At 60.3% G+C, this 25,692-nt stretch carries 20 protein-coding genes; 4 read left to right on the top strand and 16 right to left on the bottom strand.

The genetic code is table 11. The features are described from left to right. Positions 1 to 2: 2 nt before the first annotated feature. Positions 3 to 1,703 (bottom strand): type IV-A pilus assembly ATPase PilB, encoded by a 1,701-nt coding sequence (gene pilB, locus GXB78_RS18705; protein ID WP_329516535.1) that lies wholly within the window; start codon positions 1,701 to 1,703, stop codon positions 3 to 5. 226 nt (positions 1,704 to 1,929) lie between these two features. On the opposite strand from pilB, the gene GXB78_RS18700 reads away from it, so the two are divergent. Further along, on the top strand, positions 1,930 to 2,346 hold the full coding sequence (locus GXB78_RS18700; RefSeq protein WP_056790436.1) for a pilin: 417 nt from the start codon (positions 1,930 to 1,932) through the stop codon (positions 2,344 to 2,346). Between the two features lie 294 nt (positions 2,347 to 2,640). Further along, complete coding sequence (locus GXB78_RS18695; protein WP_016773155.1) at positions 2,641 to 2,994, top strand: BON domain-containing protein; 354 nt, start codon at positions 2,641 to 2,643, stop codon at positions 2,992 to 2,994. 380 nt (positions 2,995 to 3,374) lie between these two features. Here GXB78_RS18695 and GXB78_RS18690 read toward each other — a convergent pair whose 3' ends face one another. From GXB78_RS18690 to dksA, 14 genes are all read right to left on the bottom strand, one after another. Then, positions 3,375 to 3,674 carry a DUF2845 domain-containing protein gene (locus tag GXB78_RS18690; protein WP_329516534.1) on the bottom strand — a complete coding sequence of 100 codons (300 nt, stop codon included), beginning with the start codon at positions 3,672 to 3,674 and terminating at the stop codon, positions 3,375 to 3,377. Continuing rightward, positions 3,671 to 6,622 (bottom strand): DUF748 domain-containing protein, encoded by a 2,952-nt coding sequence (locus GXB78_RS18685; RefSeq protein ID WP_329516533.1) that lies wholly within the window; start codon positions 6,620 to 6,622, stop codon positions 3,671 to 3,673. The genes GXB78_RS18690 and GXB78_RS18685 overlap by 4 nt, the downstream gene beginning before the upstream one ends. 222 nt (positions 6,623 to 6,844) lie before the next feature. Then, a complete protein-coding gene (locus GXB78_RS18680; protein ID WP_329516532.1) occupies positions 6,845 to 7,861 on the bottom strand; it encodes a class I SAM-dependent rRNA methyltransferase in 1,017 nt (338 codons plus the stop codon). A 135-nt stretch (positions 7,862 to 7,996) separates the two neighbouring features. Then, the gene (gene acs, locus GXB78_RS18675; protein ID WP_329516531.1) at positions 7,997 to 9,934 is read right to left on the bottom strand and encodes an acetate--CoA ligase; all 1,938 of its coding nucleotides are present in this window, start codon (positions 9,932 to 9,934) and stop codon (positions 7,997 to 7,999) included. Positions 9,935 to 10,133: 199 nt separating this feature from the next. Beyond that, positions 10,134 to 11,798 carry a glucose-6-phosphate isomerase gene (gene pgi, locus GXB78_RS18670; RefSeq protein ID WP_016773160.1) on the bottom strand — a complete coding sequence of 555 codons (1,665 nt, stop codon included), beginning with the start codon at positions 11,796 to 11,798 and terminating at the stop codon, positions 10,134 to 10,136. A 380-nt stretch (positions 11,799 to 12,178) separates the two neighbouring features. Next, positions 12,179 to 13,039, bottom strand: a complete 861-nt coding sequence (gene panC, locus GXB78_RS18665; RefSeq protein ID WP_329516530.1) for a pantoate--beta-alanine ligase — start codon at positions 13,037 to 13,039, stop codon at positions 12,179 to 12,181. After that, entirely contained in the window at positions 13,036 to 13,836 is an 801-nt protein-coding gene (panB, locus tag GXB78_RS18660; RefSeq protein WP_329516529.1) for a 3-methyl-2-oxobutanoate hydroxymethyltransferase, read from the bottom strand. Before panB ends, panC begins: the two co-directional genes overlap by 4 nt. Before the next feature lie 398 nt (positions 13,837 to 14,234). Continuing rightward, entirely contained in the window at positions 14,235 to 14,720 is a 486-nt protein-coding gene (folK, locus tag GXB78_RS18655) for a 2-amino-4-hydroxy-6-hydroxymethyldihydropteridine diphosphokinase (protein ID WP_329516528.1), read from the bottom strand. 2 nt (positions 14,721 to 14,722) lie between these two features. Continuing rightward, a complete protein-coding gene (locus GXB78_RS18650; protein ID WP_042610467.1) occupies positions 14,723 to 16,123 on the bottom strand; it encodes a polynucleotide adenylyltransferase PcnB in 1,401 nt (466 codons plus the stop codon). A gap of 730 nt (positions 16,124 to 16,853) precedes the next feature. After that, a complete protein-coding gene (locus tag GXB78_RS18645; protein WP_329516527.1) occupies positions 16,854 to 18,290 on the bottom strand; it encodes a sigma-54-dependent transcriptional regulator in 1,437 nt (478 codons plus the stop codon). 22 nt (positions 18,291 to 18,312) lie between these two features. Beyond that, a complete protein-coding gene (locus GXB78_RS18640; RefSeq protein ID WP_329516524.1) occupies positions 18,313 to 21,267 on the bottom strand; it encodes a sensor histidine kinase in 2,955 nt (984 codons plus the stop codon). Further along, entirely contained in the window at positions 21,251 to 21,427 is a 177-nt protein-coding gene (locus GXB78_RS18635; protein WP_003176118.1) for a hypothetical protein, read from the bottom strand. Before GXB78_RS18635 ends, GXB78_RS18640 begins: the two co-directional genes overlap by 17 nt. A 77-nt stretch (positions 21,428 to 21,504) precedes the next feature. Then, positions 21,505 to 22,398 carry a tRNA glutamyl-Q(34) synthetase GluQRS gene (gene gluQRS / locus GXB78_RS18630; protein WP_329516521.1) on the bottom strand — a complete coding sequence of 298 codons (894 nt, stop codon included), beginning with the start codon at positions 22,396 to 22,398 and terminating at the stop codon, positions 21,505 to 21,507. 210 nt (positions 22,399 to 22,608) lie between these two features. After that, the gene (dksA, locus tag GXB78_RS18625; RefSeq protein WP_042610464.1) at positions 22,609 to 23,052 is read right to left on the bottom strand and encodes an RNA polymerase-binding protein DksA; all 444 of its coding nucleotides are present in this window, start codon (positions 23,050 to 23,052) and stop codon (positions 22,609 to 22,611) included. Between the two features lie 333 nt (positions 23,053 to 23,385). On the opposite strand from dksA, the gene GXB78_RS18620 reads away from it, so the two are divergent. Together GXB78_RS18620 and sfsA are read left to right on the top strand one after the other, a co-directional pair. Continuing rightward, complete coding sequence (locus GXB78_RS18620; protein WP_329516519.1) at positions 23,386 to 24,555, top strand: pyridoxal phosphate-dependent aminotransferase; 1,170 nt, start codon at positions 23,386 to 23,388, stop codon at positions 24,553 to 24,555. Further along, on the top strand, positions 24,555 to 25,268 hold the full coding sequence (sfsA, locus tag GXB78_RS18615) for a DNA/RNA nuclease SfsA (RefSeq protein ID WP_122506696.1): 714 nt from the start codon (positions 24,555 to 24,557) through the stop codon (positions 25,266 to 25,268). The genes GXB78_RS18620 and sfsA overlap by 1 nt, the downstream gene beginning before the upstream one ends. Here the strand turns inward: sfsA and GXB78_RS18610 are convergent. Next, positions 25,265 to 25,582: a Rieske (2Fe-2S) protein gene (locus GXB78_RS18610; RefSeq protein WP_329516516.1), complete on the bottom strand. Its 318-nt coding sequence runs from the start codon at positions 25,580 to 25,582 to the stop codon at positions 25,265 to 25,267. The two genes, sfsA and GXB78_RS18610, sit on opposite strands and share 4 nt — an antisense overlap. Between the last annotated feature and the right edge of the window lie 110 nt (positions 25,583 to 25,692).

The raw sequence follows: 25,692 nt of genomic DNA, 5'->3' as shown, positions 1-25,692 counted from the left end.
GTTCAATCCTTGGTAACCCGGTTGATTTCCTCAAGGCTGGTGATGCCTTGCATGGCCTTGTGCAGCCCGGAGGTGCGCAGATCGGCGAAACCGTCGCGACGCATCTGGATGTCGATTTCCAGCGAATTGCCCTCGGCCATGATCAGCCGTTGCAGGTCCGGTGTGTTCTTTACCACTTCATAAATCCCCACGCGTCCTTTGTAACCGCCATTGCAGTGATCGCAACCGACCGGCTCGTAGATCGTGAAATGACCGATGCGTTCCTCGGGGAAGCCTTCCTTGAGCAAGGTTTCGTGCGGGATCTCCAGCGGCCGCTTGCAATGCGCGCACAATTTGCGCGCCAGACGCTGAGCGATGATCAGGCTGACCGAGGTGGCGATGTTGAAACCGGGAATACCCATGTTGTGCAGGCGCGTGAGGGTTTCCGCGGCGCTGTTGGTGTGCAGGGTCGACAGCACCAGGTGACCGGTCTGCGCGGCTTTGATCGCGATCTCGGCGGTTTCCAGATCGCGGATCTCGCCGACCATGATCACGTCCGGGTCCTGACGCAGAAACGAACGCAGCGCCTGGGCAAAGTCCAGCCCCTGGCGCGGATTGACGTTGACCTGGTTGATGCCTTCCATGTTGATTTCAACCGGGTCTTCGGCGGTGGAAATGTTGATGTCGACGGTGTTGAGGATGTTCAGCCCGGTGTACAGCGACACGGTTTTACCGGAGCCGGTGGGGCCAGTGACCAGAATCATCCCCTGCGGCTGTTTCAGCGCGGCCAGGTACAAGGCCTTTTGCTCAGCCTCATAACCCAGCGCATCGATGCCCATTTGCGCACTGGACGGATCGAGAATCCGGATCACCACTTTTTCGCCCCACAGCGTCGGCAGGGTGTTGACGCGGAAATCGATGGATTTGCTTTTCGACAGACGCATCTTGATCCGCCCGTCCTGGGGTTTGCGCCGTTCGGAAATATCCAGACTGGCCATTACCTTCAAACGCGCGGCAATACGTCCGGCCAATTGAATCGGCGGCTTGGCCACCTCGCGCAGCATGCCGTCGGTGCGCATGCGCACCCGGTAGTTTTTTTCGTAGGGCTCGAAATGCAGGTCGGAGGAACCACTCTTGATCGCATCGAGCAGCATTTTGTGCACGAAGCGCACGACCGGAGCGTCGTCGGCATCGAGGCCGCCGATCACGTCCTGTTTGCTGTCATCGATGGACTCGACGTCGAGGCCGTCGAGATCGACGTCGGCCATTTCTTCCAGGCCCGAGGTGTGGCTGTCGAAGAACTTGTCGATAGCGTCGCTGAGCTTGTCGTCCTCGACCAGAATCGCTTCGGTGCTCAGGCCGGTGCTGAACTGGATGTCGCTGATTGCTTGCTGATTGCTCGGGTCGGAAAGGCCCACGAACAGTTTGTTGCCGCGCCGCCACAAGGGCAGGGCGCAATGCTGACGAATCAGTTTTTCACTGACCAGCCCTTTGGGCTGGACCTCTTTGTCGAGGCAATTGAGGTCGAGCAGGGCCATGCCGAAGTGTTCGGAGGCGATCTCGGCGATCTGCCGGCTGTTGACCAGTTTGTTGTGCACCAGGTAATTGACCAGTGACACACGATTGCGCTGGGCCTGCGCCCAGGATTGCCGGGCGCTTGTTTCCGTGAGCAGTTCGGCCTGGACCAATTGCTTGGCCAGACCGCTCAGAGCGATGTCATTCATGGGGATTCCGCACGCTTGCCGTTCATGACTTATAGCCTAGTCAAGTGACAGCGCCAAACACGGCGCGTGCAGGTGACAAAAAGTGTCAGATAGTGCGGTTGCCGGTTGTAGGAAATGGCGTTGGGAAATGCGCGCGCCCAGCAGACGGGGGCGAAAGGGCGTTGGCATGAGCTGTGCTGAGCCTTGTTCAGGCCATGAGATTTCGACTCATGCATGGAGCGTATCTATGAAAAAACAACAAGGTTTCACATTGATCGAGCTGCTGATCGTCGTGGCGATCATCGGCATTCTGGCGACTATCGCCCTGCCGCAGTATTCGAAGTATCAGGCGCGGTCGAAGGTGACCGCTGGGATTGCGGAAGCATCAGCTCTTAAGGTCAATTTTGAAGACGTGATCAATGCCGGATCGACTGACCCGAGCATTACCAACGTGAACGGCGGCACAGCGGCCACGCAGAATTGCACGTTGGCGGCATCCGGAAAAGTCGCCGATGGGACGGGTACTATTACTTGTACGCTGCTCAACGCTCCAGCGCCTGTTCTCGGCCAGACCGTAACGCTGACACGTAGTCCTACCACTGGCTGGACCTGTAAGTTCTCCGGCTCGAAAGAATATACAACTACGAGCTGCCCGGGCGTTTGACACGCACCTGCAACTTAAAAAGCTCCGCAATTGCGGAGCTTTTTATTGCGCAACGGTTTTTAAAAGCTCCAATAATTTCAGCAGCTTATGAACTTTCCGAAAAACCGCAACTTGCATGCGAAATTGCCTTGAGTCATGCATTTTGCATGAAAGTGAAAATCATGGTTTTTCATAACTCATTGTTTTCAAAGGATTTTATGCGGAAGAAAAAGTTGGCACAGCGTTCGCAATATCTCCGGTAACCCTGCTGACAAGCGTTACAGCAGACTTCCAGTAAAAACAGGAGTTACTCGTATGAAGAAGTTCGCTATCACTGCCGCTGCTACCGCTCTGACCCTGACCATGGCTGGTGGCGCTTTCGCCCAGTCCGCTCAGGCTACCCAAGCGCCAATGGTTCTGGCTGCCGGTGAAGTTACCGAAATGAAACAAGATACCAGCGACACCTGGATCACCACCAAGGTCAAAGCTGACCTGGTTACCGAAAAAGGCATTCCAGGCACCGACATCAAAGTTGAAACCAACAAGGGTGTAGTTTCCCTGTCGTCGACCACTGCGGTAACCGAGTCGCAGAAAGAAGTCGCCGTAGGCATTGCCAAGAAAATCAAAGGCGTTAAAGCGGTATCCGCTGACGGCCTGAAAGCCGAGTAAGGCAAGACTTCTCGCCTGAACCGGGAGAAGACGCGACAGACGGGCCGAGCAATACGTCTGCCGCAACTTTAGAGTTCATGCGAACGGTCACACGGATGTGACCATTACAGGCCCCGGCACTTGTGTCGGGGCCTGTTCTATCTGGAAAATCAAAAGATCGCAGCTTTCGGCAGCTCCTACCGGGAAATGCATTCCCAATGTGGAGCTGCCGAAGGCTGCGATCTTTTGCTCTTCTCAGTTACCGCGCTGCCAGTGGGATCGACCGAAGATCAATGTGGGAGCGAGCCTGCTCGCGAATGCGTAGTGTCAGCCGACAAATTCGTCGCAGACAAACCGTATTCGCGAACAGGCTCGCTCCCACAGGGCGGATTTCGTTCGGTTCAGTTTCCGCGTTTGCTGGTGATCTGCCGCAGGCGATTGCCTTCGAAGCGCAGGTATTGGTACATGCCGTTGTTCGGGCCGTAGGTCCATTCCTCGACCTGAAACTCTTCGCGGCGATTGGCACTGCGCTTGTAGCCGAGCACGTCGCGGCTGACCGGCTCGCCGCATTTTTGCAGCACTTCGCTTGTGCGGTCGCCGAGGCTGATCAATTGGCTGCCGCAGCGCAAGGTGTCCGAAGCCGACGCGTGGCCAGCGGCGCACGTCAGCGCGAGCACGGCCAGCCAGTTACGCAGGGTCATTCGGCATCCAGGTGCATTTGCGTCACCACGCGGCCATCGCTTTCGGCCTCACCGAGGTTGGCGTCGATGAAGTACACCCGGTCATCCTCGAGCTTGCCGTTGTCGACCAGGTAATCCTTTATGGTGCTGGCGCGATCCTGGCCCAACTGCCGCAGCAGTACATCGCTGCCACTCCAGAACGCGATCACGCCCTGACGCATTTTCGCCGTGCGTTCTTCCTTGCCGAGGCCTTTCCATTCTGCCGGTGGCTGGGTTTTCAGGCGGGTGCGGTAGATGCCTTCGAGCAATGCGCCTTTCTCGCCTTCGGGCACTTGCAGCAGCGAGGCCTGGGCCGGGACTTTATCGCCTCGGCGCTGGAGCATCTTGTAGTAGTTGTACTGATATTCACGTTCCAGACGTTGTTCGGCCAACAGTGGCCCGTCGCTGCTCTTCGCGGCAGTGCCTTCGATTTCCAGGCGCAGCGCCGGACGCTCCTTGAGCGCTTGCGACAGTTTCACCAGCGCCGCTTCGGCGTCTTTGCTCAGATCGCTGGAGCCCGGCGCGAAGGACACCGTGCCGAGGTCTTCGGAGCCGCCGCCACTGACCAGCCCGCCGATCATCTTGAACGGCGCGGCGGCGGCTTTGACGATCAAATTGCGCAGGGTCTGCCAGACGATCGGCATCACGCTGAACTGTGGATTATTCAGGTCGCCGGTCACTGGCAATTCGATGGAGATCTTGCCGTCGACGTCCTTGAGCAGGGCGATCGCCAGTTTCAGCGGCAGACTCACTGCATCAGGGCTGTCGACCTTCTCGCCCAGTTGCAGCTGCTCGACGACGACTTTGTTCTCGGCTTTCAGTTGACCCTTGGTGATCAGGTAGTGCAGATCAAGATTGAGCCGGCCCTTGCGGATGCGGTAACCGGCGAACTTGCCGGAGTAGGGCGTCAGGGTCGTCAGTTCGACGCGTTTGAAACTGGTGGCGATGTCGAGGCTGGCCATCGGGTCGAACGGATTGACCGCACCCTTGATGGTCACCGGCGCATAGCGGTCGACCTTGCCTTTGATGTCGACGCTGGCCGGTTTTGCCTGACGGCTGTCGATGGTGCCGATCTGACCGTTGAGCTGCTGCACGGCGGTGGCGAAATTCGGCGTCAGGCTGAAGTCGGCGAAGTTGGCCGAACCGTCGTTGATAGCAATCGCGCCGATGTGAATGCCCAGCGGTTTGTCCTTGCCGGCCGGTTTGGCCGCAGTGGTTTTTGCACCGCTGTCGGCGGGTTGCGGAATCAGCAGGTCGTCGACGTTGGTGGTGCGGTCGTCGTTGATCATGAAACGCACATACGGCTGCAACAGGTTGACCCTGTCGATCGACAGGCTGTCGCCGTGCTGATAGTTGATGCCGTCGACCACCACTTGCTGCCATTTGAGGAAGTCGCGGGTCTTGAGTGTGTCGAGGGTGTGCAGTTGATCGATCTGCGCGCGGCCGGTGACGCTGAGGGCCAGTGGTTCGGTGCTTTTCAGGTTGACCTTGAGGTCACTGCCGAGCATGCCGCTGCGCAGTTCCAGGCGAATGAACGGGTTGATGTAGGACTGCGCGACACGCAGGTCGACGTCTTGGGTTTTCACGTTGAGCTGCGCGTTGACCGGGGCCAGATTGACCGTGCCGTCGGCGCTGATCTTGCCTTGCTTGCCCAGCCCGCTATCGAGCTTGAGCTTGAAAGGCGAGCCGTTGAGGCTGTCGAAATCCTGCAGGTCGACGTTCAGCGGGGTGATGTCCAGCGCCACCGCCGGTTGCGCCGAACGGTCGGCGAGATGGACCGTGTAGTTGCGCAGTTGCACATCCTTGACCAGCACCTGCCATGGCTTGCTCGGAACGGTCGATTCAGGCTTCGGCGAGTCGGCGGCAGCCGGGGCATCGGCCGGTTCGGCAGCGGCTTTGGCGGCCGGTTTCGACGGTTGGCTGGCGAACAGTTTCTGCCAGTCCAGCTGGCCGTCGGCTTCCAGCGCCGCCCAGGTTTCCAGCTTGTTGCTGCGGATCTTGCCGACCACCACTTGCTGTTTGGCCAGGTCCAGCGAGGTTTCGCTGACGTCGAGACGTTCGAGCCTGGCCAACGGACGTCCGTCCGGGGCCTTGATGGCGAACGGCGCAATGCTCACCGCAACGTTGTTGAGCAGCAGTTCGGTTTGTTTCGACAGATTGAGTTTGTAGTCGGTGCTGAGGCTGACGACGCCGTTTTCCAGCACCAGCGGCACCGCGTCACGCACGTAGGGCCAGAAGGATTTCATCTGGCCATCGGTGACTTTCAGGGTGCCTTCGGAGGTGAACGGGATCAGGCTGAAGTTGCCCGTCCAGTCGATCCGCCCGCCAGCGGGGCCGATCGCGATAAGGGTCATGTCGGCGCTGTCTTCGGGCAGGGTGCTGAGGTTTTTCAGCTCGAAACTGAGGTCGTCGTAGAGGAATTCGATCGGCTCGCTGGGGCGTGCGTCCTCGAAATGCACGACGCCGCCGGCCAGTTTGATGTTGTCGATGCGCAGCGGAAATGGCTTGGCGTCGGGATCGGCGGGTGTCGGCTCACTCGGCGGCACGTTGAACAGGCCCAGCAGGTTGAGCTTGCCGTCCTTGGCGAAGAGGATTTCGCTCTTGGGTTTGTCCAGTTCGATGTCCGACAGGTGCAGCGCTTTGGTCCACAGGCTGTCGATTTGCAGGTTGGCGTAGAGACGATCAAAGCCGACCTGTTCCTTGCCCGGTTCGCCGATGACCAGGCCCCACAGGGTCACTTCAAGGCTGAACGGGTTGAGTTCGATGCGCTGCAAGTGCGCGGGCAGCGTCGCGTAGTTGGCCAGTTGCTGGTTGGCTACACGCAAGGCAATGCCCGGCAGGATCAGAAACCCCAGCAGGCTGTAGAGGGCCAGGGCTGTCAGCAGTGCGCCAATCGCGCGAATCAATCCTTTGGGCATGTGCGGCTTCATCTGTCTGAATCGGAGTGCCTTGGAGTATGGCACGCGATTCTGGTTCCGAAGTGCTTGATGTGGGACAGGATTGTTCAGAAATTTCTGTAGGAACAGATCTCCCCGGTGGGAGCGAGCCTGCTCGCGAATGCGTTGGTTCAGTGAAAAACAAGTCGACTGACACTGCGCCTTCGCGAGCAGGCTCGCTCCCACTGGGGAATGTAATCGCTCATGCCTGAGGGATTAGAGCTGCAAGATCAGCGTCTTCAGCGGTGGCTGCTGATCCAGCGAGGGGAAGTCGGCCCCCGGGGTCATCACGCTCCATTCGCGCACCGGGCGGCCCGCTTTCTCGGCGCAGCGCAGCACTTGCTCGCGCCAGTCGTCCATGCTGACTTTTGCCAGGTTGTTGCAGCAGATCAGCACGCCGTTATCAGCGGTGGTCAGCAGCGCGGGTTTGAGCAGGCTTTGATAGTCGCGCAGCAGATCGACCGTGCCGAAGGCACTTTTCGCCCACGCCGGCGGGTCGAGCAGGACCAGATCGTATTGGCGCTGTTCGAGGCGCTGATAGCTCGGTAACTTCTGCCCGCGCCGCTGGCTGATCGGCAGGCCAGCGAGCTGGCGGATCGCCGGAAAGTAATCGGACTGAATGAATTGCATCTCCGGCAGATGCGGGTTGAGCAAACCATTCTCCCGACCGACCGCCAGGTTGCCCTCGGCAAAATCCAGGTTGCACACCTCACGTGCACCGCCCGCCGCAGCGCTGAGGCCAACACCACAGGTGTAGGCGAACAGATTGAGCACGCTTTTGCCTTGCGCGTGATCCTTGACCCAGCCGCGGGTGTTGCGCAGGTCGAGAAACAGCAGCGGATCCTGCCCGGCATGACGCCCGCGCACACGGTAGTTCAGGCTCCATTCATGGCCGACCAGATCGGCCAGTGCGGCGTCGTCGGCTTTGTAGACGCTGTCCTCGCGGTCGATCCGCGAGTTGCCTCGGGAGCGGTCGTTGTAAACCAGCAAGGTATCGAAGCCCAGCGTCTGGTTGACGATGGCGTGCAGTTGCAGCAGGTCGTCACGCTCCAGCGTCTGATGAAAACTCTGCACCAGCAGTTGCGGGCCGTAGCGGTCGATGGTCAGGCCGCCGGCGCCTTCCTGGCTGCCGTGGAACAGTCGATAGCAATCGGTGCCTTGGCTGTGCAGCACAACGAGCAGGTCCTGGCGTTGATCGAGGGCGGCGCGCAGCGCCTGATTCAAGGAAGACATGCGGGCGCCTTGCTGAAAAAACGCGAAGCTTAGCAGTCGCGGAGCTACAAGCGGCAAGTTTCTAGCTGCAAGCTAAAAGCGAAAAGCCGCGCGGTCCGCTTTGGCTTGCAGCTTGTAGCTGGAAACTTGCAGCTCTCAAGTATTGAGCCGTTTATCAACGAGATCCTGCACCACACTTGGATCAGCCAGCGTCGATGTATCGCCGAGACTGTCCAGCTCATTACAGGCAATCTTGCGCAGGATGCGGCGCATGATCTTGCCCGAGCGGGTCTTCGGCAGTGCCGGGGCCCACTGGATCAGGTCCGGTTTGGCGAAGCTGCCGATCTCCTTGCTGACATGCGCGAGCAAGTCTTTCTTCAGCTCTTCGTTGGCCTCGGTGCCGTTCATTGGCGTGACAAACGCGTAGATGCCCTGGCCTTTCACGTCGTGTGGATAACCGACCACCGCAGCCTCGGCGATGCTGTCGTGCAGCACCAGTGCGCTTTCCACCTCGGCGGTGCCGATGCGGTGGCCGGAGACGTTGATCACGTCGTCGATGCGCCCGGTGATCCAGTAATCGCCATCCTCATCGCGGCGGGCGCCGTCGCCGGTGAAGTAATAGCCGGGGTAGGGCTTGAAGTAGGTGTCGATCATCCGCTGCGGATCGCCGTAGACGCTGCGGATCTGCGCCGGCCAGCTCGATTTGATTGCCAGCACGCCACTGCCGGCGCCGTGGATTTCCTTGCCGACTTCGTCGAGCAGTACCGGTTGCACGCCGAACATCGGTTGCGTGGCGCAGCCGGGTTTGATCCGTTGTGCGCTGACCAGCGGGCTGAGCATGATGCCGCCGGTTTCGGTCTGCCACCAAGTGTCGACGATCGGGCAGCGCTGTTCGCCGACAACGTTGAAATACCATTCCCATGCTTCCGGGTTGATCGGCTCGCCGACGCTGCCGAGCAACCTGAGGCTGGCACGCGAAGTTTCCTTCAACGGCCCGGCGCCTTCGCGCATCAGCGCACGCAGGGCGGTTGGTGCGGTGTAGAAAATATTGACCTTGTGCTTGTCGATGACCTGCCAGAAACGCGAACTGCTCGGGTAGCTCGGTACGCCTTCGAACATCAGTGTGGTCGCACCGTTGGCCAGCGGCCCATAGACGATGTAACTGTGGCCGGTGACCCAGCCGACGTCGGCGGTGCACCAGAACACTTCGCCGTCGCGGTAATCGAGCACGTACTTGAACGTCATCGCCGCTTGCAGCAGGTAGCCGCCGGTGGTGTGCAGCACGCCTTTGGGTTTGCCGGTGCTGCCAGAGGTATAGAGGATGAACAGCGGGTCCTCGGCGTCCATCGGTTCCGGCGGGCAATCGTCGGCGACCTCGCGCACGGCCTGGTGATACCAGAGGTCGCGGCCCTCGACCCAGTCGACCTGGCCCTGAGTGCGCTGGACGACCACCACGGTGCTGACGTTCGGGCAACCTTGCAGGGCTTTGTCGACATTGTTTTTCAGTGACACGAAGCGCCCGCCGCGCACGCCCTCATCAGCGGTGATGACCGTGCGGCAGTCGGCGTCGAGGATGCGGTCGCGCAGCGAATCCGGAGAGAACCCGCCGAACACCACGGAATGAATCGCGCCGATTCGCGCGCAGGCAAGCATGGCGTAGGCGGCTTCGGGGATCATCGGCATGTAGATGCACACCCGGTCGCCTTTGTTCACGCCACGGCTTTTCAGCACGTTGGCCAAGCGGCAAACGTGGTGATGGAGTTTGTTGTAAGTGATCTGCGCCGACTCGGCAGGGTCGTCGCCTTCCCAGAGCAGGGCGGTCTGTTCACCGCGCTGTTCGAGGTGGCGGTCGATGCAGTTGTAACTGACGTTGAGCTTGCCGCCGGCAAACCAGGCCGCTTCACCGGTTTTCAGGTCATAGCGCTGAACGGTCTGCCACGGCGTGCTCCAGTCGAGAAAACGCGTGGCCTGCTCGGCCCAGAAGGCACTGGGGTGTTCAATCGATTCGCGGTAGAGGCGCCGATACTCGTCCTGGCTCAACTGCGCGGCCTGACGCACGGCATCGGCTTTGGGGAACGTGCTGATATCGAACATGACGGTTCCTTATTCTTGTGGTGCGACAGGAATAAAGATGCGCCGAGCGCTGCGCAGGTTCAAGTCATGCGTCAAAACAACTGTGGGAGCGAGCCTGCTCGCGAAGGCGGAGTATCAGTCAACAAAGGTGTTGAATGAAAAACCGCTTTCGCGAGCAGGCTCGCTCCCACAGGGGAACAGCATCAGACCGAAGGCCGTTTTAGCCGCGATGACGCCCGCGGAAGTAGTTGATCAGGCCCTGGGTCGAGGCGTCGTCAGCCACGGTCTCGTCGCTGCCGACCAGACGGTTGTAAACGCCTTTGCCCAATTCCTTGCCCAGTTCCACGCCCCACTGGTCGAAGGCGTTGATGCCCCAGACCACGCTTTGCACGAACACTTTGTGTTCATACATGGCAACCAGTGCGCCGAGGCGGCGCGGGCTGATGCGTTCGACCACCAGGGTGTTGCTCGGACGATTGCCCGGGATCACCTTGTGCGGTGCGAGTTTGCGCACGTCGTCTTCGCCCATGCCTTTGTCGCGCAGTTCGGCTTCGGCTTCCGGCAACGTCTTGCCGAGCATCAGCGCCTGGCTCTGCGACAGGCAGTTGGCGTACAGCCACTGGTGGTGGTCGGAGACCGGGTTGAAGCTGACGATCGGCACGATGAAGTCGGCCGGGATCAGTTGGGTGCCCTGATGCAGCAACTGGTGGTAAGCGTGCTGACCGTTGCAGCCGACGCCGCCCCAGATCACCGGGCCGGTATCGGTCGACACCGAGGTACCGTCCTGGCGCACGCTCTTGCCGTTGGATTCCATGTCCAGCTGTTGCAAGTGCTTGGTGATGTTGCGCAGGTAGTGGTCGTACGGCAGGATCGCGTGGCTTTGCGCGCCCCAGAAATTGCCGTACCAGACACCGAGCAGAGCCAGCAGCACCGGCATGTTCTGTTCGAACGGTGCGGTCTGGAAATGCTGGTCCATGGTGTAGGCACCGGACAGCAGCTCCTTGAAGTTGGACATGCCGATGGCCAGCGCGATCGGCAAACCGATCGCCGACCACAGCGAGTAACGACCGCCGACCCAGTCCCACATCGGGAAGATGTTTTCTTCGCGGATGCCGAAGGCCACAGCCGCGGCGTTGTTGCTCGATACGGCGATGAAGTGGCGATACAGCTCGGCTTCGGAACCGCCCTGCGCCAGGTACCAGGCACGTGCGGCCTGAGCGTTCTTCAGGGTTTCGAGGGTGTTGAACGACTTCGACGAAACAATGAACAGTGTGGTCTCGGCGCGCAGTTTCTGCGTCAGCTCGTGGAATTCACTGCCATCGATGTTCGCCAGATAATGGCAACGCACACCTTTTTGCGCGTAAGACAACAGCGCTTCGGAGACCAGCTCGGGGCCGAGGAACGAACCACCGATGCCGATGTTGACCACGTCGGTGATCGGCTTCTCTGTGTAACCGCGCCACAGGCCGTCGTGGATGCGGCCGACCAGATCGGTGATCTGGTTCAAGACCTTGTGCACCTCCGGCATCACGTTGACGCCGTTGACCGACAACTTGTCGCCGACCGGGCGGCGCAGGGCGGTGTGCAGGGCCGGGCGGCCTTCGGAAGCGTTGACGATTTCGCCGTCGAACAGCGCTTTGATCGCGCCCTTCAGATCGACTTCATTGGCCAGACCCACCAGCAGGTTGCGGGTCTCTGCATTGATCAAATTCTTCGAATAATCGAGAAACAGGCCGCAGCTGCTGAGGGTGAACTGATTGAAACGCTGCGGATCGGCGTTGAAGGCTTCGCGCATGCTGAAATCCTGCATGGCTTGGCGGTGATCTTTCAACGCTTGCCAGGCGGGCAGAGCGGTAACGTCGTGAGGAGTGCGGTAATACGCCATCGCTGCGGTTTTCCTTTTTACTTGAACGGCCTTTTGAACACGGTACAGATCAGCCATGCCCTTTTAGCGCATGGGATCAACTGCGTCGACACGATATCCGGACACAGGGCGAATACAGTAAACCTCGCGCCGCGTTCTGTCTTGACTTTGTCTGACCAGATCCCTGTACTTTTTTAACATCCGAACGGGAATCTGGCCGACAAACGGAGGTGCCGGTGGGGCTTTCACGTGTCGGAATGCTGACAGGTAATTTTCAGCAGCACCCAAAACACCTGTGGGAGCGAGCCTGCTCGCGAATGCGTCGTGTCAGTCGACCTATATGTCAGCTGTTACACCGCATTCGCGAGCAGGCTCGCTCCCACAGGGAAATTCGTTACTGCTTAAATCGGGCTGTCGAGATTCAGATGCAGGTTGTCGATCAACCGCGTCGTACCGAGGAACGCCGCCGCCAGAATCACCAGATCGCGATCTTGCGCTGCCGCCGGACGCAAGGTCAGGCCATGGCGGATTTCCAGATAATTCGGACGCAGACCGGCCGATTCCAGCACCTGCAACTGCGCAGCGATCAGCGCCGGGTAATCACGCTCACCTTGCCTGATCGCTTCGGCAATGTTGCTCAGCACGCGGTACACCACCGGCGCCACGGCACGCTGCTCTTCACTGAGAAAGCCGTTGCGCGACGACAACGCCAGACCGTCCGCTGCACGCACAGTCGGCTCGCCGATGATCTGGATCGGCATGTTCAGGTCATGCACCAGCGCGCGGATCACCGCCAGTTGCTGGTAATCCTTCTGGCCGAAGATCGCCAGGTCCGGCTGGACCATGTTGAACAGCTTGCTGACCACCGTCGCCACACCTTCGAAATGCCCCGGACGGCTGGCGCCACACAGGCCTTCGGAGAGTTGCGGCACGCTGACCCGGGTTTGTCCGGCCATGCCGTCCGGGTACATCTCTTCAACCGTCGGCGCGAACAGCAGATCGCAACCGGCTTCGAGGAGTTTTTCCTGGTCGGCGGCGAGGGTGCGCGGGTATTTGTCGAGGTCTTCGCCGGCGCCGAATTGCAACGGGTTGACGAAGATGCTTGCGACGACGAAATCCACTCGCTGAGTGGCTTTGGTGATCAGCGCAACGTGGCCGCTGTGCAGGTTGCCCATGGTCGGCACGAAGCCGATGCGCTTGCCTTCACTGCGCGCGCGAGCGACGGCGGCGCGCAGTTCGCGTACGGTTTTGACGGTGTTCATGCAGAGAATCCGTGTTCGATGCCGGGGAACGTAGTGGCTTTGACTTCGCTGACGTAAGCCTTCAGCGCGGCCTGGATGCTGTCCTGACCTTGCATGAAGTTCTTGACGAATTTGGGTACGCGGCCAGTGATCGACAGGCCGAGCATGTCGTGCAATACCAGCACCTGACCGTCGGTGGCGTTACCGGCGCCGATGCCGATCACTGGAATGCCCACGGCCTGGCTGATTTCCGCCGCCAGTTCGCTCGGTACGCACTCGAGCAGCAGCATGGCCGCGCCGGCCTGCTCCAGCGCGATCGCGTCGGCACGCATCTGCCGCGCCTGGTTCTCATTGCGTCCCTGCACTTTATAGCCGCCGAGGATGTTCACCGCTTGCGGGGTCAGGCCCATGTGCGCGCACACTGGCACACCGCGTTCGGCGAGCAGGCGGATCGACTCCGCCAGCCACAGCTGACCTTCGACCTTGATCATGTGCGCACCGGCCTGCATCAGCATGGCGCTGTTGGTCATGGTCTGTTCGAGAGTGGCGTTGGCCATGAACGGCAGGTCGGCGAGGATCAAGGCATCGCCGTTGCCACGTTTGACGCTGGCGACGTGGTAGGCCATTTCCGCCGTGGTCACCGGCAGGGTGCTGTCGTGACCCTGCAGGACCATGCCGAGGGAGTCGCCGACCAGCAGCACTTCGACACCGGCCTCGTTGCAGGCATGGGCGAAGGTCGCGTCATAGCAGGTCAGCATGGTGATTTTTTCACCTTTCTGCTTGAGGCTCTGGAGCGTGGTCAGGGTGATGGCTGGCATGTAAAAAATCCTCGTTCAGGCGCTCTGGAAACTGCTGCGAGTCACGCGCGTGATTCTTCATCTACTCAGGCGCACGGTCTGGTGTCGTGCTTTGAAAGGCCTGGATTGCGCCCGTTCATGCCGGGTTGGCGGCAGCGGGACGCCTATAGTCGTGATGAGCCAAGCGGAAGTCAATTGCGTGTGTTACCGCATTGTTACGCGGGCGGTGTTACCGGCGTTACTGATGCGATTCAGCGGCGCGGCGGGCCTGATTCGAGGGATTTTTGTCTGACAAAATCCTGGATTTGAAATAAACCAATGTGGGAGCGAGCCTGCTCGCGAAGGCGGCAGATCAGTCAACACAGTGTTGAATGACGCACCGCATTCGCGAGCAGGCTCGCTCCCACAGGGGATTGCAATCAATCTGTTTGAAGGCGTTCCAGACCGACGAACGGGCAGGCGGCCAGTAGGTCGGAGAGGGCGCGGCCATCGGCAAGGCGCAGATCCTGCGGCGTCAGTTCAGCGAGGGGATAGAGAACGAACGCCCGCTCCTGAAGCTGATAATGCGGGACTTTCAACCGTGGCTCATCGATCAGCCGATCGCCGAACAGCAGAATATCCAGATCCAGCGTGCGTGGTCCCCAGCGTTCCAGGCGCTCGCGGCCCTGATCATTCTCGATTGCCTGCAAGGCGTCGAGCAGCTCTATCGGCGCGAGCGAACTGTCCAGGGCGGCTACCGCGTTGGTGTAACGCGGCTGACCCGGCAACAGCGAATCGCTTTGATAAAAGGCTGAAACGCCAGCGAGGCTGGTCTGCGGCAATTGCCCCAGCGCCGCAACGGCGCTGCGCAATTGTCCGGCCGGGTCAGCGAGGTTGCTGCCCAGGCCAATGTAGACGCGTTCCATGATTACTCGCCCGTCGCGCTCGAAGCCCCGGCGCGCTTGCGCTTGGAACCGCCGCTGCGACGACGTTTACGCGGTGCGCCGCTGGCATCGTCGCCCTTGCCGCTGAGGTCGCGGATCATGTCGCGGCGCTCGCTGTCGTTGGCGTCCTGATAATCGGTCCACCATTCGCCGAGGCCATCGGTCTCCTCGCCGGCGCTTTCGCGCAGCAGCAGGAAGTCGTAACCGGCGCGGAAGCGTGGATTGTCCAGCAACAGGTCGGCACGTTTGCCGCTGCGCCGTGGCAGGCGTTCCTGCATGTCCCAGATTTCGCGGATCGGCATGGTGAAGCGCTTCGGAATGGCGATGCGCTGGCACTGTTCGGCGATGAGTTCGTGAGCGGCTTCCTGCATCGCCGGAATCGGCGGCATGCCACGTTCCTGCAGACGCAACACGCGGGCCGGCAGCGCAGGCCACAACAGCGCAGCAAAGAGGAACGCCGGGGTCACCGGTTTGTTCTGCTTGATGCGCAGGTCGGTGTTGCTCAGCGCTTCGCTGATCAGCGTGTGGGTGTATTCCGGGTTGTATTCCAGCGCCTCGGCACTGGCCGGGAACAGCGGGGCGAACAGCTGCAGATCGACCAGCATTTCAAAGGTGATCGCGCCGTGGCCGGAGAGGAACAGCTTGAGCACTTCTTCGAACAGCCGCGCCGAGGGAATCTCGCGCAGCATCGGCGCCAATTCGCGGATCGGCTGCACGGTGTGCTTCTCGATGCCGAAGTTGAGCTTGGCGGCGAAACGCACGGCGCGCAGCATGCGCACTGGGTCTTCCTGGTAACGCTGCTTGGGGTCACCGATCAGACGGATCAGGTGATTGCGGATGTCGTGCACGCCATTGGCGTAATCGAGAATGCGCTCGCTGACCGGATCGTAATACAGGGCGTTGATGGTGAAGTCGCGGCGTTGCGCGTCTTCTTCCAGAGTGCCGTAGACGTTGTCACGCAGAATCCGCCCGCTCTCGTTGCGCGAAGACTGATTGCTGTCTTCGTCGTCTTCGTTGACCGGGTGATTGGCGCGGAAGGTCGCGACTTCAATGATTTCGCGACCGAAATGGATGTGCACCAGTTTGAACCGGCGGCCGATGATCCGCGCATTGCGGAATTCGGCACGGACCTGCTCGGGGGTGGCGCTGGTGGCGACGTCGAAATCCTTGGGCGTGATGCCCAGCAGCATGTCTCGCACGCAACCACCGACCAGATAAGCCTGGTAACCGGCACCTTGCAGGCGTTCGACGATATTCACCGCATAGCGGCTGAACTGCGTTTTCTGCAGCGAATGTTGGCCGCTGTTGAGCACTTCAGGGGTGCTGCGGATGTGTTGCGTACGACGCACGGGAGTTCGGAATGACTGGAACAGCTTCTTCAGCATGGGATGCACTGTTTGAAGGAATGTTCGGCCATACCAAAAGAATGACCGCATGATGGGCGCAGATTCTAGCATTTAGTCGGGGGATGGTGTAGGACGCAGCAGATATGAGCTGCAAGCCGCAAGCTGCAAGGGTCGAGCGAGGAAAAACGGGGATTTCGGTGGGGAGAAACTACAAGGGGAGCCGAAGCTCCCCAAGAAGTAGTTGCGTGCTCTTTTTATTATTGATTCGGGCTTCTTGTTTTTGTTGGGTGCCCTCGCCACGAAGTGTTTCCTTCGTGACCCTCCCAATCGGGAGCCAAGAGCAAACGGATTGCTTTGGTCGCTGAATTGCAGTGATCTGTCGATCCAACCAGTACAGGCTCTGTCTTAGGACAGTTTTTGTTGTTCTCGGCCTGGTCGTGGGGCAAGCCCCAAATACAACGCCTCTCCAAAAGAATCAGTTAGCTGCGCCTCTCGCCGTCTTGTTTTTATTGTGCGTGAGTCGATTCGTCTTATTTTTATTGTCTTGTGCATTGCTTGTTATTGTTCTTGTACCAAACATATAGCAGGGGACGTGCCAACTTTTGCCGCGCCCAGTAAAACAAGGGGTTAGGTCGATATAACCGTTTTGCAGGGGCGAAAAAAAGCCGGGGTTTCGTTACCGATAACCCCGGCTTCTGTTACGTGAATCGACTGCGGTAACAGTTTTTTCACATTGTCATGCGTTACCCGCGCATGCGATGGGTAACGCTCAGCTCTCGCTGGCGACCCCGGTCTTGCGCCGTGGAATGCCCAGACGCTGGCGGCGTTCCCACAGGCATTTGCGGCTGACGCCCAGTTTGCGCGCCAGTTCGGTCTCGGTCATGTGGTCCTGATGTTCGAGGACGAAGTGCTGGAAATAATCTTCCAGCGACAGATCCTCGGTCGGTTCATGGCTGCTGTTGCTGGCGTTACCGCCGGTTTGCGGCGGCAGACCGATGAACTCGTCGTCTTCCAGATCGCTCAGCTCGATGTCGATGCCCAGCAAATCGGCCGAGATCTCCGGGCTTTCGCTGAGAATCACCGCGCGCTCGACGGCGTTCTCCAGCTCGCGCACGTTGCCCGGCCAGGAATAATGCCGGATCGCCTGTTCGGCATCGGCGGCAAACTTGAGGTCGGTGCGATTGATGCGTGCGCTCTGGCGAGCGAGGAAAGCATTGGCGATTTCGTTGACGTCGGCGCCACGCTCGCGCAGCGGCGGCAGTTTCAGGGCAATCACGTGCAGACGGTAATAAAGGTCTTCCCGGAACTGGCCGATTTTCGCCAGGCTCTTGAGATCGCGGTGGGTCGCGGCGATCAGGCGCACATCGACTTTCTGCGACTGTACCGAACCGACCCGTCGGATCTCGCCCTCCTGCAAGACCCGCAACAACCGAGCCTGGGCTTCCAGTGGCAGTTCGCCGATCTCATCGAGGAACAAGGTGCCGCCGTCCGCCGCTTCGACCAGACCTGCACGACCGGCGCTGGCGCCGGTGAACGCGCCTTTCTCGTGGCCGAACAGTTCGGATTCGATCAGGCTTTCCGGAATCGCCGCGCAGTTCACCGAAATCATCGGTGCCTTGGCGCGTTTCGACAGATTGTGCAGGGCGCGGGCCACCAGCTCTTTACCAGTGCCTGATTCGCCCTGGATCAATACGTTGGAATCGGTTGGCGCGACCTTGCGGATCTTGCTGTACAGATCCTGCATCGGTGGGCAGGAGCCGATGATGCCGATTTCGCCATTACTGTTATCCACAGTGGCTTTACCGTTGCCAGCGGTTGGCTTGCTCGCCGTGGCTTCGCCGGCCGCCGGCGCCGACTGACGATCACGCAGGATCCGCGCAACCGCCTGGAGCATTTCATCATGGTCGAACGGCTTGGCGATGTAATCGACCGCACCCATTTTCATCGAGTCGACCGCCGAGCGCAGGCTGGCATAACTGGTCATGATCAGCACCGGTGTGCCCTGGCCGAGCTTGATCAGCTCGGTGCCCGGGGCGCCCGGCAGGCGCAGGTCGCTGACGATCAGATCGAACGTAGGAATGGTGAAGCGTTCTTGTGCTTCCTGCACTGATCCGGCTTCGCTGACCTGGTACTGGTTGCGTTCCAGCAGGCGGCGCAAGGCGGAGCGGATAATGGTTTCGTCTTCGACGATCAAAATGTGCGGCATTGATTCGATACTCTCGACGGTCTCAGTTCACAGCGGACGTCGCTTCGACATGACGCGGTAAGGTCACCCGGATACGGGTGCCGCGTTGGCTTTGTACATCAGCCGGGCTGTCGATGGTGATTTGTCCATAATGCTCTTCAACGATGGAATAGACCAGTGCAAGGCCCAGACCGGTGCCTTCGCCAGGATCCTTGGTGGTGAAGAAGGGTTCGAACAATCGGTCCATGATGCTCGACGGAATACCGCTGCCTTCGTCTTCGACGATCAGATCGACCGTGTGTTCGCCGGCTTCGCTCTTGACCCGTATCGCACTGTGCGGCGGCGAGGCGTCGCGGGCGTTGGAGAGCAAATTGATCAGCACCTGGGCGAGCCGTTGCGGGTCGCCTTCGACCCAGTGGTCGGGATCGCACAGGTTGTAGAACTGCACTTCGAAATTGCGCCGGTTCAGCGCCAGCAGGCCGATGGCGTCCTGTGCGACTTCGGCCAGGCATACCGGCTCGTCGCTGTGCTGATGGCTGCCGGCATGGGCAAAACTCATCAGCGACTGGACGATGCGCGAGACGCGTTTGGTCTGCTCGAGAATCTGCCCGCTGATTTCCGTCAGCTCGCCATCGTCTTCACGCTCTTCGCGCAGGTTTTGCGCCAGACAGGCGATGCCAGTAATCGGATTGCCGATTTCGTGGGCCACGCCCGCTGCGAGTCGACCGATACTGGCCAGGCGTTCGGAATGCACCAGTTTATCTTCGAGCATCTGCGTTTCGGTCAAATCCTCGACGAGTAACACCAGGCCGCTGTTACCCGGTGCCAACGGCTCGTCGATCGCCGCTTTGTGCAGGTTCAGCCAGCGGGTCTGGCCATCGAGGGCCAGATGCTGTTTGTGCAAATGCTCGTCGGGCAGGTTGATGAAACCTTGCAGCAACTCTTTCCACGGGTTGGCGATGGTGCTCAGGCGCGAACCGACCACTCGCTGCGCGGCGATGCCGGTCAGCTCTTCCATGGCCTTGTTCCACATCAGGATCTCCTGATCCTTGGCCAGCGAGCAGACGCCCATCGGCAGCTCCTGCAAGGTCTGCCGGTGATAGCGGCGCAGGGCGTCGAGTTCGGCGGCCAGACCGGTGAGGCGCGAGTGGTAATCCTCAAGACGGCTTTCGATGAAGTGAATGTCTTCGGTCACGTAGTTTTCGCCACCAGCCTTATAGGGCAGGAAGGTTTCCACCATATCCTGCGCAACGCTCGGGCCCATCAGGCCGGACAGGTTGGCCTCGATGCGGTCGCGCAAACGGCGCAAAGCGTAAGGGCGGCGTTCGTCGAATGGCAGATACAAGTCGCGCAGCGCTTGTTCGACTTCTTTCTGCGCCGCCTTGGCGCCCAGCGGCTTGGCCAGTTGCGTGGCGAATTCCTGCGGCGAGGCGGCGTGCAACTCGCGGCGTTGCGGCCGGCGCACATTGTCCACCGCGCAGGCTTCGGCGGCGCTGGCTTCTTCCGGGCTGGCGTTGGTGAACAGCGAAATCAAAGTGAACATCAACACGTTGGCGGCGAGCGAGGCGATAGCCGCCATGTGCCAGCTGGTGTCATCGAGGACGTAGATCATGTTCAGCAGCGGAATGTAGAAACCCTGCAGATTGCCGACCAGCGGCAGCAACATGGTCACCACCCAGACCGTGATTCCCGCCAGCAGACCGGCAATGAAGCCACGACGGTTGGCGGTCGGCCAGTACAGCACCGAGAGCACCCCGGGCAGAAATTGCAGGGTCGCCACGAACGCGACGATGCCGAGATTGGCCAGATCCTGCTCTACGCCGAGCATCAGATAGAAGCCGAACCCGGCCATGATGATCGCCACGATCAGCGCCCGGCGGGTCCATTTCAGCCAGCGGTAGATGTTGCCCTCGGCCGGCGGTTGATAGAGCGGCAGCACCAGATGGTTCAGCGCCATGCCGGACAAGGCCAGGGTGGTGACGATGATTAGCCCACTGGCGGCGGACAGACCTCCGACGTACGCAAGCAAGGCCAGCGGTTTGCTGTTGGCGGCAATGCCGATGCCGAGGGTGAAATATTCCGGGTCGGTGGTGGCGCCGAGTTTCAGGCCGGCCCAGAGAATCAGCGGCACCGCGAGACTCATCAACAGCAGAAACAGCGGCAGGCCCCAACTGGCGCTGACCAGCGAGCGCGGGTTGAGGTTTTCGGTAAACGTCATGTGATACATGTGCGGCATCACGATCGCCGAGGCGAAGAACACCAACAGCAGCGTGCGCCACGGGCCTTCCTGCAACGGCGTGTGCAGGGCGGCGAGGGCGGTCTGGTTCTGCAGCAGCCACAGTTCAAGCTGTTGCGGGCCGTCGAACACGCCATACAGCGCATACAGGCCAACGCCGCCGAGGGCGACCAGTTTGATGATCGACTCAAAGGCGATGGCGAACACCAGCCCTTCGTGTTTCTCGCGGGTGGCGATGTGCCGGGATCCGAAGAAAATTGTGAACAGGATGATCAGCGCGCAGAAGGCCAGCGCCACGCGGCTCTGCACGCGCTCGCCGGTGAGGATGCCGATCGAGTCGGCCACTGCCTGGATCTGCAGGGCCAGCAACGGCAAGACGCCAATCAGCATGAAAATCGTGGTCAGCGCACCCGCCCAGGTGCTGCGAAAGCGGAAGGCGAACAAGTCGGCCAGCGACGACAGTTGATAGGTGCGGGTGATTTTCAGGATCGGATAAAGCAGCACCGGCGCCAGCAGAAACGCCCCGGACACGCCCAGATAGCTGGAGAGAAAGCCGTAGCCGTACTGATAGGCCAGGCCCACCGTGCCGTAGAACGCCCAGGCACTGGCGTAAACCCCCAGCGACAAGGTGTAGGTCAACGGGTGGCGAATGATCGCGCGCGGGATCATGCCCCGTTCGCTGACCCAGGCCACGCCAAACAGCGCCGCCAGGTACGCGGCGCTGACCAGGATCATCTGGGTCAGGCTAAAGCTCATCGGCATCTTTTTGGCTCTGCAGGATGAAGGTCACGACAATCAGGATCAGCCAGAGCAGATAGGGGCGATACCAGGCGCCCGTCGCGTCGATCCACCAATCCATGATGGCGGGGGAGAACAGGTAGATCCCGACGACCAGAAGCAGGACCAAGCGATAGATGTACATCCCGGCCTCTCTTTTTTATGCGCGTGCCCGAAAACGTGCGGCGATGGTAACGGATGGGCGCGCGACTGCAAGTGTCGTCATTGCAGTTGCGCTTCGGGCAGGGTCAGTGTGCGCGGGATCTTCTCGGCATCCCAGTGCGCGCTGCCCCAGGCCAGCAATTCACGCGGCGAAGCGTGGGTCAGCTCTGTGCCGGGGTTCTGCCCCAATGCACGCAAGGCTCGCAGCAGTAACGGCGTGGCCTGATCGGCTTCAAGCGGCGGCGAACGGTAGGACTTGCCGAGTTTGTTGCCGTCCGGCTGGGTGATCAGCGGCAGGTGCAGATAGCGCGGCTGTTTGAGGCCGAGCAGCTCCTGTAGATATAGCTGACGCGGCGTCGAATCGAGGAGGTCGGCGCCACGCACGATATCGGTGATGCCCTGCCAGGCGTCATCGAGCACCACCGCGAGTTGATAGGCATAGAGTCCATCGCGCCGACGGATGACGAAGTCGCCGACGTCGCGGCCCAGGTGCTGGCGGTATTCGCCCTGCACGCGATCAATGAAGTGATATTCCAGCTCCGGCACGCGCAGGCGGATCGCGGCGTCGTGCTGAGCATGCCCGGCATTGCGGCAAAACCCCGGATAAATCCCGTGATAGGGCTCCAGTTGTTTGCGCGAGCAGGTGCAGGCGTAGGCCAGGCCATGGTTGAACAGGCTGTCGAGCACCTCGGCATAGGCCGCGTGCCGATCGCTCTGGCGCACCATCTCGCCGTCCCATTCGAAGCCGTAACTTTCCAGCGCCTTGAGAATCGCCGCTTGCGCGCCGGGCTCTTCACGCGGCGGATCGAGATCTTCCATGCGCACCAGCCAGAGTCCACCGACCGAGCGGGCGTCGAGGTAGGACGCCAGCGCAGCGACCAGCGAACCGAAGTGCAGGTGACCACTGGGGGTGGGGGCGAAGCGGCCGATGTAGGCGGGGGATTTGGCAGTCATGGAGGCGATAAAAGCTATTCAGAATTAAGCAGGTTACCCCTGTGGGAGCGAGCCTGCTCGCGAAAGCGCTGTGTCAGTCAATAATGAGCTGTCTGAAAGAACGCTTTCGCGAGCAGGCTCGCTCCCACAAAGGCAGAAGCAAGTTCGGCGGGCAAAAGGCACAAACAAAAACGGAGCGTTCGCACGCTCCGTTTTTCGTTCAGGTCGAAATTACTTGCCGACCTGCTTTTCCTTGATTTCCGCCAGGGTCTTGCAGTCGATGCACAGATCCGCAGTCGGACGGGCTTCGAGGCGCTTGACGCCGATCTCGATGCCGCAGGACTCGCACCAGCCGTACTCTTCGTCTTCGATCAGTTGCAGCGTCTTGTCGATTTTCTTGATCAGCTTGCGCTCGCGGTCGCGGGCACGCAGTTCGAGGGCGAACTCTTCTTCCTGGCTGGCACGGTCGGCCGGGTCAGGGAAGTTGGCCGCTTCGTCTTTCATGTGATCAACCGTACGGTCGACTTCCTGCATCAAGTCCAGTTTCCACTTGTTCAGGATCTTGGTGAAGTGCGCGCGCATCGGAGCGCCCATGTACTCTTCACCCGCCTTCGAAACGTAAGGTTCGAAGCCGCTGATCGTCGCTTGCTGCTGTTGCTTTGCTTGGGTGGACATGAAATAGACCGCCTCTACTCTTGTAATCCATTGCGCAGGATTGCTCCATCACCGACACCTGCCGGCCCTGCGGCTGCAAGCGGGCGAACTTACCAGATCAAATCAGCCTGCGCTACTCCCGGATGTCGAGCCCCCGGCGGGTGGCGCTTGCAGATGTTTGGCAAGCCGTGTCTGTGGGAATGGAGACCTGTTCAATCACTGATTTTAGTCAATCCTGGAGCGTACGTTCAGATCGTTACAGTCCAGCGTTCTTGAGGCTGTGACCTTCACGGGTTCTCGCTCGTTCCGGCAGACAGGTAGAATCGTCTCTTTTTTCCTGTCGAAGGCAATCCAATGGCCCCCTACAGTGCGCGCAGTCGTGCGATTGAACCGTTCCATGTGATGGCGCTGCTGGCGCGGGCCAATGAATTGCAGGCTGAAGGCCACGACGTGATCCATCTGGAAATCGGCGAGCCGGACTTCACCACTGCCGAGCCGATCATCCGCGCCGGCCAAGCCGCATTGACCGCGGGCAAGACCCGTTACACCGCCGCCCGTGGCATTCCCGAGCTGCGCGAGGCGATTGCCGGGTTTTACCTGTCGCGATACGGCCTGAACATCGACCCGCGGCGCATTCTGATCACGCCGGGCGGCTCTGGCGCGCTGTTGCTGGCCACTGCCTTGTTGGTCGATCCGGGTAAGCACTGGCTGCTCGCCGACCCCGGCTACCCGTGCAACCGGCATTTCTTGCGGCTGGTCGAAGGCGCGGCGCAACTGGTGCCGGTCGGGCCGGAGGTGCGTTACCAACTGACCCCGGATCTGGTGGCGCGGCATTGGGACCACGACAGTGTCGGCGCCCTCGTCGCTTCGCCGGCCAACCCGACCGGAACCCTGCTGACCCGCGATGAGCTGGCTGGGTTATCCGCAGCGATCAAGGCCAGACACGGGCATCTGGTAGTGGATGAGATCTACCATGGCCTGACCTACGGCACCGATGCCGCCAGTGTGCTGGAAGTCGATGACAGCGCTTTTGTCCTCAACAGTTTCTCCAAGTATTTCGGCATGACCGGTTGGCGCCTGGGCTGGCTGGTGGCGCCCGAGGCGGCGGTCGGTGAACTGGAAAAACTCGCGCAGAACCTCTACATCAGTGCACCGAGCATGGCGCAATACGCAGCGCTGGCCTGTTTCGAACCGGCAACCATTGCGATTCTCGAAGAGCGCCGCGCCGAATTCGCCCGCCGTCGCGACTTCCTCCTGCCAGCGCTGCGCGAACTGGGTTTCAACATCGCTGTTGAGCCGGAAGGCGCGTTTTATCTGTACGCCGATATCAGCCGTTTCGGCGGTGATGCCTTCGCGTTCTGCCGACATTTCCTCGAAACCGAGCATGTCGCCTTCACGCCCGGACTGGATTTCGGTCGTTACCAGGCCGGCCATCATGTGCGCTTCGCTTACACACAAAATCTCGCACGTTTACAGGAAGCGGTGGAGCGCATTGCGCGTGGCTTGAAGAGCTGGCAAGGCTGATGCGCTTTTATCCTGCTCTGGAAGAGGCGCGGCTGATTCGCCGCTATAAGCGTTTTCTCGCCGATATCGAAACCGTTAGCGGCGAATTGCTGACCATTCACTGTCCGAACACCGGTTCGATGCTCAATTGCCAGGTCGAGGGCGGGCAGGTCTGGTTCAGTCGCTCCAACGACCCTAAACGCAAATTGCCCGGCACCTGGGAAATCGGCGAAACCCCGCAGGGCCGGCTGTTCTGCGTCAACACCGGGCGCGCCAACGGCTTGGTCGAAGAAGCCTTGCAGGCCGGGGTGATCACCGAGCTGAACGGCTTTACCGCGTTGAAGCGCGAGGTTGCGTACGGGCAGGAAAAAAGCCGCATCGACTTCCGCCTCGAATACCCCAGCGGGCCTGCTTATGTCGAAGTGAAGAGCGTCACCCTCGGCTTCGACGGCACGCCGGTGGCGGCGTTTCCCGATGCGGTGACCCAGCGCGGCGCCAAGCACCTGCGTGAGCTGGCGCATCTGGCGCGCGACGGCATTCGGGCGGTGCAGTTGTACTGTGTGAATCTCACCGGCATCGATGCGGTGCGCCCGGCCGAGGAGATCGATTGGGCCTACGCCGAGGCACTGCGTGAAGCGGTCGCCTGCGGTGTCGAGGTGCTGGCCTACGGCGTGCGCCTCGACCATGAAGAGATGGTCATCGACCGTCGACTCGATGTGCGGCTCAACGGTTAAACGTCGACCCACACACCTTGTGTATCTTCCCTGCAGTCAATTGCCGTGAGCGATTGCCCGGCGCAGGGTCCGGCGACGCATTCGCCGTCCTCGATCAGAAACAGTGCGCCGTGGGTGGCGCACTGGATCAGGCTGTTGCTGGGGTCGAGAAACCGGTCGGGCTGCCATTCCAGGCCGACGCCACGGTGCGGGCAACGATTGAGATAGACGTAGGCCTGTCCACCGCGACGCACGGCGAACAGCTTTTTGCCGTCGATTTCGAAACCGCGACTGCCGGCTTCGGCCAGATCACTGCCGGCGCAGAGAAACTTCATGGCTATCCTCTAGTGTCCGCTCGTGTCTGGATATGTCCGAGCTTGACGTTCAAATGCAAACAATTATCAAATGGCGACCTTCTCCCATTGGGAGTCTGGCCGTTGCCGAG

The organism is Pseudomonas moraviensis subsp. stanleyae, assembly GCF_036283065.1.
GTDB lineage: Bacteria > Pseudomonadota > Gammaproteobacteria > Pseudomonadales > Pseudomonadaceae > Aquipseudomonas > Aquipseudomonas stanleyae.
This window is presented reverse-complemented; position numbering and strand designations above follow the sequence as displayed.